The sequence below is a fragment of the Ensifer sp. R-19 genome, assembly GCF_049905105.1.
Taxonomy (GTDB): Bacteria; Pseudomonadota; Alphaproteobacteria; order Rhizobiales; family Rhizobiaceae; genus Ensifer.
In genome coordinates this window covers 202,361-215,352 of record NZ_CP184570.1, presented here as the reverse complement: position 1 = coordinate 215,352, position 12,992 = coordinate 202,361, and the positions used below count along the sequence as shown (strand labels likewise).

Genomic DNA, 12,992 nt, shown 5'->3' with positions numbered 1-12,992 from the left:
TTTTTATTCACGAAGTAAGATGGCACATTGAGTTCAACAACGGATCACAATTCACCAAAAGGAGCCTTCCATGCCTATCATCAACATCACGGTCAGCGGCAAGGCCGACGCGGCTCTCTCTTCCCGGATCGCAGCTGCGGTCAGCGAGCTGACGGCCACGCACCTGCGCAAGGACCCGACGATCACCGCGATCGCCATCGCCTACATCGATCCCGCCCATTGGTTCGCCGGCGGCACGTCGTTGGCGGCACAGGATTTGAACAGCTTCTGGCTGGACATCAAAGTTGTGGACGGGACAAACACGAAGCCGGAAATGGCTGCCTATCTGGAGGCGGTATACGGCCGCTTCGAGCAACTTCTCGGCAGGCTGCATTCGGAGAGCTACATTCTCGTGCACGAGGTGCCGGCCGCCGCCTACGGCTACGGCGGCAAGACGCAAGAGTTTCGATACATCAGCGGGAAGCTGAACGTCACCGCATAGCAGCGGACATCCTCTCATCTGGCGACCCCTCCGCGCAGTCCGAATTGCGCGGAGGGGTCGCCAGTTTCATCACGCGGCAAAGTGGGAGCGCCGGAGAGCAGCCTGATGGGAGGGAACAATCGCTTGGCAAGGCCGTTCGACGCTGAACTGACACCAGTAACGGAGGGCCGATCATGGTGGATCCGGTCCGGCAGACGAGCACATTTGACAAAGATGGCGACGATGGAAAGCATGGGCGGCGTTCATCAACGACTTTGCCCGAACAAAAGGGCGGCAGTTTCTCACGCAAATTTGGCGCGGGCCTGATATCGGGTGCTGCCGATGATGACCCAAGCGGGATAGCCACCTACAGCCAGGTCGGCGCGCAATTCGGCTTTTCCCTCGGCTGGACCGTGCTGTTCTGTTACCCGCTCATGGTTGGGGTGCAAGGGTTGAGCGCCAGGATTGGTGCCGTCACCGGTCAAGGTCTCGCGCGGAACCTGCGACGGCACTACCCCGCGTCATTGGCGCGCGTGGCCACGTTGATGTTGTTGGTCGCGAACGTCATCAATATCGGCGCCGATCTCGCAGCCATGGGCGCCGCCCTACACCTGCTCGCCGGCGGGCCACAGCTCGTCTATGCCGTGCTGTTTGGCATCGTCTGCGTGTTGCTAGAGATTTTCGTACGATACAGACGCTATGCGATGTTTCTGAAGTGGCTGACACTTTCACTCTTTGCCTATGTCGCGGTCGTCTTCATCGTCGACGTTCCCTGGATGGAGGCGGCGCGTGGCGTTTTCATTCCTTCGTTCACATTCGGCGGCGAGCAAGCCACGGCGTTCGTCGCTGTGCTGGGAACGACGATCAGCCCCTATCTGCTCTTCTGGCAGGCGGGCCAGGAAGTGGAAGAACTCGGACGACGGCATCACCAGAGATTGGGCGCCAACCCGCAGGCCGCCAAACCGGAGCTCGTGCGCATTGAGATAGACACGATTGTCGGCATGGCGTTGTCCGGCGTCGTCGCCCTGTCGATCATGATTGCGACCGCCGCGACACTGCACGCCAACGGGACCACCCACATCGAGACATCCGCACAAGCGGCAGAAGCTCTGCAACCGATCGCCGGCAATGTCGCCTTTGCGCTCTTTGCCGCTGGCATTATTGGAACGGGCATGTTGGCGGTTCCAGTGCTTGCGGGTTCGGCGGCCTACGCCGTTGCCGAACTGTTTCAGTGGCCCGAAGGGTTGGATCGCGCACCGCGCAGGGCAAAGGCCTTCTATGGCACAATCGCCGTGGCGACGCTTGGAAGTGCCGTAGTCTTTCTCGTCGGGGTAGACCCGTTCCTGCTGCTCTATTGGAGCGCGATCACAAACGGCATGCTCGCAGGCCCCCTTATCGCCATGATGACGATGATGGCCGCCAATCGTCACATCATGGGCCAGCTCAAGGCGCCCTGGTGGATGTTGACGCTCGGCGGCGCGACTGCCTTGGTGATGCTGGCTGCAACGGCCGGAATGTTCTTGCTCTAGAGCATTTCCCTTTCATGCTGGATCGTATCCGCATGAGTTGAAGTAGTTTCTGCATTCTTTTGGCGCGACGAGATGGACGAGCTTGCCAATCATGTCCCACAGACCAGACACGGTCCGCTCAGCCGCCTTCCTCAGATGTGCCTTGAGCTTGGAGAAGGCCTTTTCGATGGGGTTGAAGTCGGGACTGTAGGGCGGCAGGAACACCATCGTTGCGCCCGCTGCTTCGATTAACGCTCTTGCTGCTGGCCGTTTGTGGCTGGAAAGATTGTCGAGGATCACGACCTCACCGGGTTTCAATGTCGGGACCAGGACCTGAGCGACATAGGCCTCGAACCACTCGCCATTGATCGGACCGTCGATGACCAAAGGCGCGACCATTCCGGTGTTTCGTAGACCGGCGACAAGCGTCGTCGTCTTGCGATGGCCATGCGGGAAACCCATCCGCAGCCGCTCACCTCTGGTGCATCTTCCATGAGTGCGGGCCATGTTGGTCGCGGTCCATGTTTCGTCGATGAACACGAGCCGCGACGGATCAAGATCAAGTTGCTCGTCGAACCACCGCTGACGGAGTTCCAAGACGTCTGGGCGTGCTTGCTCTATCGCGTGGCCAGTCTTTTTTTGCGCGTCTGATTGTGCCGGACAAGGAAACGGTGCAGCGCCGACTTGCTGATGGCGATGCCCTGAGCTGCAAGGGCATCACGAAGTTCGAACAAGGTGCCGTCCCGGTGTTCCTCAAGCCACGACATGATCGCGTCGGCGTTGGCTTCGGTTTTGTACGAATGACGGTCTCCACCCAGCGGACCCGGTCGAACATGGCCCTGACGGACTTGCAGGTTTCGCCACCGGCTCACGCTGGCCGCACTGACGCCAAAGCGCTCGGCAGCCTCCCGGTGCGACGCTCCGGCTGAGACGGCGGCAAGAACACGTGCGCGAAGATCAACGGAAAGGGCTTTCGACATTATCTGCCGACCTCCATCGGCAGAAAGTTTGAATCAGAACCCATCTGATTTGCAAAGCCCAAATGATTCAATCAGTCAGGGAAACGCTCTAGGAGGGTCGCCGAGCGCTTGGCGAAGCGATGACGGTTCCGCTACTTCCCTTCGGTTTCATCCCCGGCGCTCGTAGCGCGGAGGCGGAACATAAAGGCCAACCACGCATTGTTAAAACAGCAACAAACTATCCCGAAAGGCAGTTTCCCCATGCCTTCCACCCTCAAGAAGGAAGAGCATACGCAGCCGCTGGAAACCCAGGTCGTTGATCTCATTCCGGCGTTGCGAGCGTTTGCACGCACATTTGTCACCTCCAGCTTCGAGGCGGACGATCTCCTTCAGGAAACGCTTTTTCGCGCGCTGCGCGGTATCGATGGTTTCGAGCCCGGCACAAATTTGAAGTCGTGGCTCTTCACCATCATGCACAATGCGTTCCGCACCCAGTACAAGTTGCGCCGGCGCGAAGCGCCAGGCGTCATCGATTGCGCAGAATTGCCGATACCCATGGCGCCGCCGCAGGAGTGGTGTGTGCTGAATTGCGAATTGCGCACTGCGCTCGAAACGCTGGCCCCCGTCCATCGGGAGGTCCTGGTCCTCGTCGCCGGCTACGGCCTGAGCTACAAGGAAGCCGCCGATATCTGCGACTGCGCCGTTGGAACCATCAAGAGCAGGCTCAGCCGAGCTCGTGACGAGCTCGCCTACCGCATGAACGGCGTGCCGGTTGAATGAACCGGCACGTTCGGATCACTGCATGAAAATCAAATAGAACGCACCGACGATCGCCAGGCCGAAAAGAACGACGAGAGATCGTTTCGCGACACGAGCGGTATACTGGCTACGAAGTGCGCGGCGAGCGGCATCAATGCGGGCAAGCCGCGCTTCGCTCGTCAGGCCTACATCGCCGGGCTCGAGGCCCGCCGCCGCGCCTTCCTTATCGCTGACCACTTCTTCAAGCAGGTGAAGTCTGCGCCTGTATTCGGCGCCGCTTTTGCCTTGGCGTTCAAGCTGGGCAAGATTGTCGCCGAGATCCGCCCGCTTCACCTCATGCGTAAGCAGGTTGGCGGCGGCACGGATCGTCAACGCATCCTTCGTTTCTCCAGGCCGCCGCGTCAGACATTCGACGGCGGCAACGACCTCTGGCGAGAAGCCGGAATCCAGCAGCCTTTCAGCCGTCCATCCCGGCGACTTTTCCAGGACATCGTGCAGGAAGGCAACGGTCTTGGCCTTGTCACCCTGAACGGCATCGGCGACACGTTGACAATGCCGTATATAAGGTTCACCCGCCTTGTCGCGCTGGCCGGCGTGGGCGTGAACTGCGACTTCTCGCGCCCAAGCATGCTCCTCGGACGCGGACAGCAGGACTGGGGAGCGCCATAGTGAGCGCCGATCGCGGGTGTCAGCCATCGTTATGGCCTTTGGTTGTGAGCGCCCCCCGGAGCGGTCACGCCTTTAAGGCCGATGCCCGCGAGCGCAGGATCGCGACGCGCCGCATCTGCCAGCGAAACGATGCCGACGAGGCGCTTGTTGCGATCGACGACCGGCAGGCGGCGCACCTGTTCGTCGCCCATGTTGCGGGCAACCTCGGACACGTCTTCGTCGTCAAAGCAGTATTTGACGTCGGCAGTCATGATATCGCCGACACGGGTCTTGTCGTCGCGACCATCCGCGACACAGCGTACGACGATATCGCGGTCGGTGATCATGCCGACCAGGCGATCGTTATCGCTGACCGGCAGGAAGCCGATGTCGTTATCGGCCATCTCCCGCGCAACCGTTGAGATCGTGTCGTCCGGACTGGCAATGTGAACGTCCCTTGTCATGATTTCGGCAATTCGCATGGATGTTCTCCTTTCCCGTTCAAGATTCATCGGCTCCGCGACCGGCTTTTCCGTGCGGAGCCGTCGACGGCGCAACAATGGTGCCGGTATCGTCGTCGGCTTCTTGCGTGGGATGGGGGCGCTCAGTTTCAGCCAGTTCGCGGCTTGCCTGTTCCCAATGTCGCTCGTCCTGCCCCTCGGGCCGTCCCTCGCTTTCCCATATCGCATAGGCACGCCGGCGAATGAGTTCCTCCCTGTCGTCCATAACGCTGACCCTCCTCAAGTGTTGCGCTCTGCAAACTCTGAAAACATGGATTTGTTCCGTTTCCACCTCGGCGGATCGCCGCGCCGACAAGGGTTCTGCGACAATGCCGGAATCCGGCGATTGCGCGCCAGGCGAGCCACGCATGCCGTTCCCGCGTGGTCTTGCGAGCAGTCTCCTCTCGTCTGCGGTGCCCCGTTTGACGACCAGCAAGCCGAATTGGCGGATCCATCGAATACCCTCGAAAGCGCCGCCCCCAACGATCCCCAAAAACTTCTCGGAACCATGCGGGAAAACGCCGGTTCTTCATGGAAACGAGGAGAGCGAAATGAGCCCGAGCCCATATAGACCCGGCGAACAGCCGCCCCCGGTACCAAAGCCGAACCGGACACCGCGCCCGATCGAGGAACCAGAACCCGAAGATCTGCCGGATGAAAAGCGCACGCCCAACCCGGACGAAGTCCGTGAACCACCAATTTACACTCACCCATCATTTGGGTAACCGGGTATGGTCGCTCTCAGTTCTGCCCGTATGGGCCTTCGCTATAAATGATCGTCATCAACTCATGTAGCCACGTATCGAGCGGCTGTGCCCTCTCTCTCGTGGCAGCCAAGGCAATCGCACGTTCGAGTGTCCGCTCGACGAGAAAATCCGCCGCCTTGGCGCTCGACATCAGCACCCTGGCCCGGAGACGCAAACCAGGAACGAGATCTGTGACGAGTTGATCGGACAGGCCGCCGTAGATCGGCGCAAGGGTCGACACATTGAGGAGGTATTGCTCAAAAACGGCGCTAACCAGGTCTGAGGAGCCAGCGCACTTGCTCAGACGCGCTGCCGACCTGAACCGCTCCGGAACGCTCACATCATCGTAGCCGCTGAAGAAGATCAAGGGCACCGAACGGCGCGCGAGTTCGTCCGCTACGGGAAAAACCAACTCTCCATTCAGGTTGATGTCGAGGATGGCAACCTGAATATCGTCCGCCTTCGACAGGCTCTTCAAGGTTTCTTGCACTGTTGGTGTGGGGCCAATGATGGTCGCCCCGGCCCGCTCGAGCCATAGGGCGATGTCATTTGCGACATAGAACTCATCCTCCGCCACCAGCACCCGCAAATGCTGCAGGCCCGGCATCATCGTTCGTCCTCGATCTTTCTGTCCACCTCAGTTCTGGCGCTGTGCGCGGTTGCGGCTCGCCGGGAATCGAGAGCCCTCTGCAGCCTGTTGGCGAGTATCAACAGCCGGTCCGGGACATCATCGACTCGTTCCACCTCCGGCTCGACCGCACGAAGAGCCGGATCGCCCATCAGCAAGCGATCGTTTTCATCATCTGTCTTCTTGCTCGAAGCCATCGCTTCTACCTTGGTCGTTCCTGCCGTGCTCTCGTCGCCTGTAGTGGCGAAACCGTGCGAAGGATACGCCCCCCGGAAGTGGAAGCCAAGCTTCCCGGCTGCGAGCATGACTGCAGGATGCCCTGGTGCGGAGCGCATGCCAGCCACCTCAGTGCCGCGTGTTGCTCTTCGGGACAAAGTTGGCGCCTTCCACGGCTGCTTCCACAGCTGCTTCCAGCGGCCTGCGCATGGCGGCAACATAATCATCGGTCAAGTCCAGCAAAGCGATCGCGATTTCGTCCCACGACCAACCGGCGCGTTCGGCACATTCCGTCAGGAGCCGAAATTGATCGCTCATCGCCAACTGACACTCGAAGCCACGTTCGGCACCGGCATCGACATTCGTTTCGATCGTTTTCACCATCGTTCCTCCTGTTCGACAAATAAACTCGGAGGACGACCGCGGGTTCCGGCCAAGTTGATCGACCGGCCGCAGTCCATCGAACCGGAACCGGAACCAAAGCGCGAAAAAGCGCAATATTTCCGTTGGATAGGCAACCGATGCTGAGCCGCTAATAGACATCGTCACGGCACCCTTGCCGCAAGACGCTCGCCCACCCGCCCCACTCCGCCCCGCCTGTTTGCGGCATTCGGAACCATTCCCGTGCTCGTCGGTTAGTCCCCCGCAAGTTAGGAGGCTTGATCATGAAGAGAATCATCCTAGCAAGTGTATTCGCGGGCCTCGCCTTCGGCGGTATCGCCGTGGCGCAGACGACCGTTGTCGTGCCCGGTGAAGTTAAGACATACGTCCTTGAGCAGAGCAGCCCTTCCGTAGTCTATCAGGGCGACTTGGTGGTCGGAACGCGCCTGCCCGACACCGTCGAGATCCATACGATCCCGGATCAGCCTACCTATGGCTACGTGGTCCTTAACGACCGGAGAGTGCTCATCAATCCGCAGACCCGCGAGGTCATCGAGGTCCTGCAATGATTATCAACCAACGGCACAAATAGCGGAAGGACCTTAAGATGCTTGGAACCGTACTGCTGATCATCCTGATCCTGCTGCTGGTTGGCGCATTTCCCGCATGGCCCCATTCTTCGAGTTGGGGCTACGGGCCATCCGGTCTCGTGGGCGTTCTGGTCGTCGTCGTGTTGGTCCTCTTGTTGATGGGGCGGATCTAATTGAAGATAGGCGAGAGTGCATCACCGGCTGAACCCGACCTTGTCTACGTTTCAGACAGGGAACCGGGCTACAGCCGGTCGCGCACGGCCAACGGCTTTTGTTATCGACGCCCGAACGGCGCGCCCCTGAAGAACCCCGGCATCATTGCGCGCATCGAGGCGCTTGGACTGCCGCCAGCCTACGAGCGTGTCTGGATCTGCATGAACAAGAACGGTCACCTTCAGGCAACCGGTTATGATGCGCGCGGCCGGAAACAATATCGCTATCACGATGCCTGGCAGAAATTGCGTAGCCGCGCCAAGTACGACCAGCTTCCTACCTTTGCCAAAGCGCTTCCACGGATGCGGCGAACCGTCCGCAAACAGATGAATGGGCCGATTGACAACCCGACCACAATTCTTGCTGTACTGACAGCTCTGCTCGATCAAGCACCTCTTCGCATCGGGAATTCGAGCTACGTGGAACAAAACGGCAGCTACGGCGCCGTTACGCTTCTCAAGCGACATCTCAGGATCCGCGACGGCCGCATCGAGCTGAACTTCAAGGGCAAGGGCGGGCAGCGGATCCGAAGGCGCCTGCGCAATCCCCGGCTACAGCGGATTCTGGAGGAGATTGCCGAGCTTCCCGGGCGGCAGCTCTTCGTGTCAGTGGGGCCCGACGGCAAGTCTAAACCTATCGAGTCCGGCCGTTTCAATCGTTACCTCGCCGATATTTCCGGCACCCCGATCTCCGCCAAGACGTTCAGAACCTGGGCGGGAAGCGTTGCTGCCTTTGCTGTCGCGCGGCAAGCTCTGCAGGAGGGCCGGCACCCGACAGTCAAGCAAATGTGCGAGGCGGCGGCGGGAGTCCTCCACAACACGCCTGCCGTTTGCCGCAAGAGCTATGTCCATCCGGCTGTCCTCGCTCTTTCAAAGCCGGGCGAAACAATCCCGCGTGCAAGCCGCAACGTGAAGCCGGCCAGCGGCCTTCGAACGGATGAAGCCCAGTTTGCTCGATTTCTGAGACGGCGCGGGCCGAAGAAGTCGCAATAGAGCCAACGATGCCGCGCATGTTTGTTTCGATCGGGCGTCCGTGATCCGGAGGCTCTGGATAAGATCAATTGCAGCCCTCCGGACCGCACGTTGAGCGAGCGAAATCAAATGCTGGGAACCAATTGCGTGCTAGCCGGTTCGGCTGCCGGAGGAGTGCACGCTGATGGGTAAGGAAGCGCCGACACTCGATGTTGGACCACACAACCAGCCTTATCTCGATTCAGATGCGGATGCACATCGGCTCGAAGACCAATTGGTAATGCTACGGCAAATGACGAAAGGGCTCGAACACGAGATCGACGCAATCCTTGCGGATGCGAGCGAGGTCGTTCGCGCGGCGCCCGGCATCAACCGCGCCAAGGTGATCAAAGCGCTCGTTGCCGACAATCGGAAGAAGCTTCTCCGCCTGCAATCCTGCCTGGTGATGCTGGAGGAACGTGTGGGCCGCGAGGCGATCAATTCCGATTGAGCGCAGCTTGCGACAGCCCCTGTTGCCAAAGGCACTCGCCTCTCATCCACGGAGGTGGAAAATGCCTAGCTTGTTGCGTTTTCTCTTTTGGCACCTGTCGTCCGGCTTCCTGTTGGGAACAATGACCGCTCTGGTGATCGTTGCCCAGAACCCCCAGGCGCTTGGACACAATGGCTCAATCGAACCCGTCGCCCTACTCATGCAAATCTTCGCCTTCGGCGCTTCGTTCGCGATGGGCAGTCTCGGCACGGCGCTGATGGGAAAGATCGACTGACCAAATCGACCGACCGCCCCTGCCCACCCTGACGATGCGACAGCGGCGAACCATTTCTTCCGTAGCGCTCGAAGGTTTCTACAGGGAACAAAAAGCCGTTTGGAGCACTTCGGGTGTCCCACAGGTCGGCGCTGCGAAGCGAACACCGACGTCATAGAGCATCAGGAGATCTGAGATGGCACAGCACCAGCCCGCTTCCGATGGGAGCACACCGTCTGCACCTGCAAAACGAGGGCGCGCGAAGATCATCAATCCGTCGGAAGCCGTCTATTACGGGCATTACGACCTCGCGGAATTCATTGCCAAATACGGTTTGACGCCCTTGGTCGCGCGCGAGATTTTCGGTCGTGTCGGGCCAGCGCGCAGTGATCTCGACAAATACATGAATGAACCTCGCCAGCACCTGGCAAGGTGACTGCGCGAGCCGCAGAGCCGCTATAACCCATCGGTCGCGCGCGGCTCCGAGGCGGTCTGGTATGGCTCCAGGAAACGATCCGCCTGTCCCGCCAACCGCCACCGGAGCACCCCGTCACCGCAGATGACGTCCACCGTCGCGCTCAGCGCTTGCGCCACGCTGCGCCTCAGCACGACTGCTCCGAACCCGGAGTGCGGAAAACTCGGACCTTTGCTTCCCGGTTCGGCACGCTCTTCCCATGTGATTGAGAAGCCTCGGATCGGCCCCCGTTGGGCAAGCGCCCATTGCACGGAGATCGCGCCGGTTCGATTTTTCAGGACACCGTTGCGCAGCGAATTCAGCGCCAGCTCGTGGATCGCCATGCCGAGATTCTCGATCGCGACTGGTGCCAACGCAAGGGACGGCCCTGCAATCTCATAGGTGTCACCCGCATAGAAGGGCGCCATCTGTGTCTCGACGAGATCACCGAGATCGGCCCCCTTCCAGTCGGCCGACGCAATCAAATCGTGAGAGGCCGCCAATGCCCAGATGCGCTCTTCGAGACGTTTTTGGAAAGTGGCGGCATTGGATGCCTCGCTGCGGCTCTGCCTGATCATTGCAAGGATGATTGCGTACTGGTTCCGAACCCGGTGGTTGACCTCACGCAGAAGAAGGCGAATGCGCCGTTCCTTTTCTTTGGTCGACGTTATGTCGCGGGCAACCACCGACGCACCCACGATCTTGCCCACGCCGTTTCGAATAGGCGAGACCGTCAGCGAAACGGTAACGTAGCTTCCAGCCTTGCGTTGGCGTACCGTCTCGAACGGCTCGATCTGCTCCCCTCGCCTCAGGCGGTCGAGCAGTCTCATCTCTTCTTCGTGAAGATGCGGCGGGATAATGGTGAGGATGGACTGCCCCATCATTTCGTCTGCCATGTAGCCGAAGAGCCGCTCCGCGGCTCCGTTCCAAGTACGGACAGTGCCATCCAGATCCTTGCTGACGATGGCATCGAAAGACGATTCCACGATCGCAGCGAAACGCGCCCGAAGGACATCGTCGGCGACTGCGTCCTCATCGAATAGGCGTGACGGCATCGGTTCTGCTCGCTTCCGACCAGGCATTCATTTGCGGATTCGTGCTACCTGACCCAACTAGTACGTCCGACCTCCCAAAATGTTCCGCTGCACGGCAGCTCGAACCAATATGCTTTCCCAATTTTCCTGAACTTCGGACAGGCGAGCGGCCTGGCGAGAACCAAATCGGCATCCGCGAGTTGGGGTGGCGTCTCTAAATTGAGGAGGATCCTAGAATGGACTGGAACCGTATCGAAGGAAATTGGAAGCAGGTCAAAGGCAAAATCAAGGAGCAGTGGGGCAAGCTCACCGACGACGATCTGGATCAGATCGCCGGTAACCGCGAACAACTCGAAGGCCGAATTCAGGAGCTTTACGGGATCGAACGAGACCGGGTTCGTCGCGAAGTTGATGACTGGTACGGTCGCCAAACCTGGTAGTTCGAGGTGGAGGCGATATGGCCGCCCCGGCCAAAAGGATAGCCGGGCGCGGCCCTCTTTTTCCCTATCCCCGGGGTCTTTTCCAGTTGACTAATTCTGCTCCGATGCGCTTCGCGCCTTGTCAGTTCTGCGGCGTTGCAAGTCCGTTCAATGCCATTCCGTTGGGCTCGTTTAGGTCTAATTCTACTTGGCACAAGCTTCAGTGTGAGATTATGTTAATGCAACTATCGCGTCATACCCTCAGCGGCCGTAGGCGTGGCTCCAAAGTGGGAGGTGACATGATGTTGCCATCCTGGGAGCATTGCACCAAACTGCGTAGCTTAGGGGTGATGAAGAGCCTTTATTCGCCTCTTCCAGGGAGTTAGGTCTCGTTTCGCACAACTCGAGTATTTGGCCCGACTTACAGTACTAGATTCATAACTCGATGTGGCGGGACCGATAGAAAGTCGACTTGGTATGATTATCTTTTTGCGGTCGGAAACGGGTCAAAATGAGCGAAATCCGTTCGCTTGAACGCGCGGACATCCCGGCAATCGCAGGCATGTTCCAGCGGGTGTTCCGCAACGACCAGAACACACCGCCGCCGGCACTTGCCGATTACATGCAGCAGCTTTACCTCGATGCGCCCGGCTGCGATCCCGAGATACGCCCCCTCGTGCACGTGAACGACAAGGGCGTCATTTCCGGATTTGTCGGCGTCAACGTCCTGCCAATGGTGCTGAATGGCCGCCGGCTGCGCGCCGCCATCTGCGGCTCGCTGATGGTCGAGGATCGCGAGAGCGACCCCCTGGCCGGAGCGCGCATCCTCAAGGCCTTTCTGGCCGGCCCACAGGATCTTTCCTTCAGCGAAACCGCAAGCGACGTTTCGATGCAGATGTGGACACGGCTGCGGGGCGTCGTCCTGCCGCAATACAGCCTCGACTGGGTGCGCGTCATCCAGCCCGCTTCCTTCAGCCTGAGTGTTGCGTCCAACCGCATCAAGCCGGCGCGACTTGCCGCACCTTTCGCGCGGGCCATTGACAGCGCCTACCGCAAGCGGATGGCGCCGGGCGAACAACGTTGGTCCGCCGTGTCTGCCGCCGGCATCGGCCAGGCCGGTTTCACGACACAGGAAACCGATCGCAACGGCTTTGCCGCCGTGGTCGATCGTTTCATCGCGCAGTTTCCGCTGCGCCCCGAATGGGCCGAAGGGCAGCTCGACTACATTCTCGGCGATGCGGAGCAAAAGCCCGAACAGGGAGATCTCGTCTACGCTCTGGTCGCGGCGCGCACCGGCACGCTCGTTGGCGCTTTCGCCTATTACGCCAAGGCGGGCGAGATCGGGCGGGTACTGCAGGTTTTGGCGCTGCCGGGCCAGGCCGGCCCGGTCATCGACTGTCTTGTCGATCATGCCGCCAAGCGCGGACTTCCGGGCCTAAGGGGACGGACACAGCCGGTGCTTATGGAAGCCATGCTCGGGCGTCGGATTGCCTTCGCCCATGTTTACTCAACAGTACTCCACTCCCGTGACCCGGCAATCGTCCAGGCCTGCCGGGACGGACAAGGCTTTTTCAACGGCATTGCCGGAGAACACTGGTGCCGGCTGATCGCCGGGACTTTTGGTTGATCTTGCTCGGTGATGCGTATCCGTTCCTATGTTGTTCGATCAACCGTGCAGACCTAGTGAAGCACCTGGGCCGCGACTTAGCGCCCGCCGCATCGAACGACGCGCGGAACCGGACCTTGTCAACCGCTCCCTTTTT

Annotated in this window: 18 protein-coding genes and 1 pseudogene; 11 read left to right on the top strand and 8 right to left on the bottom strand. The window is 59.9% G+C overall.

Translation table 11 applies throughout. The features are described 5' to 3' along the window. The first annotated feature begins 70 nt into the window (after positions 1-70). A complete protein-coding gene (locus tag ACN9MO_RS20390; RefSeq protein WP_057252180.1) occupies positions 71-481 on the top strand; it encodes a tautomerase family protein in 411 nt (136 codons plus the stop codon). A 173-nt stretch (positions 482-654) separates the two neighbouring features. After that, the gene (locus ACN9MO_RS20385) at positions 655-1,989 is read left to right on the top strand and encodes a divalent metal cation transporter (RefSeq protein ID WP_113738019.1); all 1,335 of its coding nucleotides are present in this window, start codon (positions 655-657) and stop codon (positions 1,987-1,989) included. 12 nt (positions 1,990-2,001) lie between these two features. On the opposite strand, the gene ACN9MO_RS20380 is transcribed toward ACN9MO_RS20385, so the two are convergent. Continuing rightward, a protein-coding gene (locus ACN9MO_RS20380) for an IS630 family transposase (RefSeq protein WP_168297197.1) occupies positions 2,002-2,948 on the bottom strand; the annotation gives its coding sequence in 2 pieces (ribosomal slippage) (positions 2,002-2,600 and positions 2,600-2,948; 948 coding nt in all). A gap of 240 nt (positions 2,949-3,188) precedes the next feature. Here ACN9MO_RS20380 and ACN9MO_RS20375 point away from each other — a divergent pair. Continuing rightward, entirely contained in the window at positions 3,189-3,707 is a 519-nt protein-coding gene (locus tag ACN9MO_RS20375; RefSeq protein ID WP_057252181.1) for a sigma-70 family RNA polymerase sigma factor, read from the top strand. A gap of 15 nt (positions 3,708-3,722) precedes the next feature. Here the strand turns inward: ACN9MO_RS20375 and ACN9MO_RS20370 are convergent, their stop codons facing one another. From ACN9MO_RS20370 to ACN9MO_RS20345, 6 genes and pseudogenes are all read right to left on the bottom strand, one after another. Continuing rightward, positions 3,723-4,382, bottom strand: coding sequence for an HD domain-containing protein (locus ACN9MO_RS20370; protein WP_082615936.1), 660 nt, complete (start codon positions 4,380-4,382; stop codon positions 3,723-3,725). Between the two features lie 2 nt (positions 4,383-4,384). After that, positions 4,385-4,816 (bottom strand): CBS domain-containing protein, encoded by a 432-nt coding sequence (locus ACN9MO_RS20365; RefSeq protein WP_057252182.1) that lies wholly within the window; start codon positions 4,814-4,816, stop codon positions 4,385-4,387. 135 nt (positions 4,817-4,951) lie between these two features. Continuing rightward, positions 4,952-5,060: pseudogene (locus tag ACN9MO_RS20360) on the bottom strand (DUF2934 domain-containing protein); the annotation flags it as partial. Between the two features lie 515 nt (positions 5,061-5,575). After that, positions 5,576-6,190 (bottom strand): response regulator, encoded by a 615-nt coding sequence (locus ACN9MO_RS20355; RefSeq protein WP_057252183.1) that lies wholly within the window; start codon positions 6,188-6,190, stop codon positions 5,576-5,578. Then, positions 6,187-6,543 (bottom strand): hypothetical protein, encoded by a 357-nt coding sequence (locus ACN9MO_RS20350; RefSeq protein ID WP_113737414.1) that lies wholly within the window; start codon positions 6,541-6,543, stop codon positions 6,187-6,189. Before ACN9MO_RS20350 ends, ACN9MO_RS20355 begins: the two co-directional genes overlap by 4 nt. Before the next feature lie 10 nt (positions 6,544-6,553). Then, a complete protein-coding gene (locus ACN9MO_RS20345) occupies positions 6,554-6,808 on the bottom strand; it encodes a hypothetical protein (protein ID WP_244495668.1) in 255 nt (84 codons plus the stop codon). Positions 6,809-7,089: 281 nt separating this feature from the next. On the opposite strand from ACN9MO_RS20345, the gene ACN9MO_RS20340 reads away from it, so the two are divergent. The 6 genes from ACN9MO_RS20340 (at position 7,090) to ACN9MO_RS20315 (ending at position 9,758) form a co-directional block, all read left to right on the top strand. Further along, the gene (locus tag ACN9MO_RS20340) at positions 7,090-7,374 is read left to right on the top strand and encodes a DUF1236 domain-containing protein (protein WP_113737415.1); all 285 of its coding nucleotides are present in this window, start codon (positions 7,090-7,092) and stop codon (positions 7,372-7,374) included. A gap of 38 nt (positions 7,375-7,412) precedes the next feature. Further along, a complete protein-coding gene (locus tag ACN9MO_RS20335; RefSeq protein ID WP_113737416.1) occupies positions 7,413-7,568 on the top strand; it encodes a DUF3309 family protein in 156 nt (51 codons plus the stop codon). Beyond that, on the top strand, positions 7,569-8,600 hold the full coding sequence (locus ACN9MO_RS20330; protein ID WP_113737417.1) for a DNA topoisomerase IB: 1,032 nt from the start codon (positions 7,569-7,571) through the stop codon (positions 8,598-8,600). Positions 8,601-8,763: 163 nt separating this feature from the next. Further along, a complete protein-coding gene (locus tag ACN9MO_RS20325) occupies positions 8,764-9,069 on the top strand; it encodes a hypothetical protein (protein ID WP_057252186.1) in 306 nt (101 codons plus the stop codon). Between the two features lie 61 nt (positions 9,070-9,130). Continuing rightward, positions 9,131-9,343 (top strand): hypothetical protein, encoded by a 213-nt coding sequence (locus ACN9MO_RS20320; RefSeq protein ID WP_057252187.1) that lies wholly within the window; start codon positions 9,131-9,133, stop codon positions 9,341-9,343. A 175-nt stretch (positions 9,344-9,518) separates the two neighbouring features. After that, the gene (locus ACN9MO_RS20315) at positions 9,519-9,758 is read left to right on the top strand and encodes a hypothetical protein (protein ID WP_057252188.1); all 240 of its coding nucleotides are present in this window, start codon (positions 9,519-9,521) and stop codon (positions 9,756-9,758) included. A gap of 20 nt (positions 9,759-9,778) precedes the next feature. Here ACN9MO_RS20315 and ACN9MO_RS20310 read toward each other — a convergent pair whose 3' ends face one another. Next, positions 9,779-10,831: a PAS domain S-box protein gene (locus ACN9MO_RS20310; protein ID WP_162770975.1), complete on the bottom strand. Its 1,053-nt coding sequence runs from the start codon at positions 10,829-10,831 to the stop codon at positions 9,779-9,781. A gap of 215 nt (positions 10,832-11,046) precedes the next feature. Here ACN9MO_RS20310 and ACN9MO_RS20305 point away from each other — a divergent pair, with 215 nt between their 5' ends. Next, positions 11,047-11,250 carry a CsbD family protein gene (locus ACN9MO_RS20305; RefSeq protein ID WP_057252190.1) on the top strand — a complete coding sequence of 68 codons (204 nt, stop codon included), beginning with the start codon at positions 11,047-11,049 and terminating at the stop codon, positions 11,248-11,250. Positions 11,251-11,740: 490 nt separating this feature from the next. Next, entirely contained in the window at positions 11,741-12,856 is a 1,116-nt protein-coding gene (locus ACN9MO_RS20300) for a hypothetical protein (RefSeq protein WP_425987465.1), read from the top strand. The last annotated feature ends 136 nt before the right edge of the window (positions 12,857-12,992 follow it).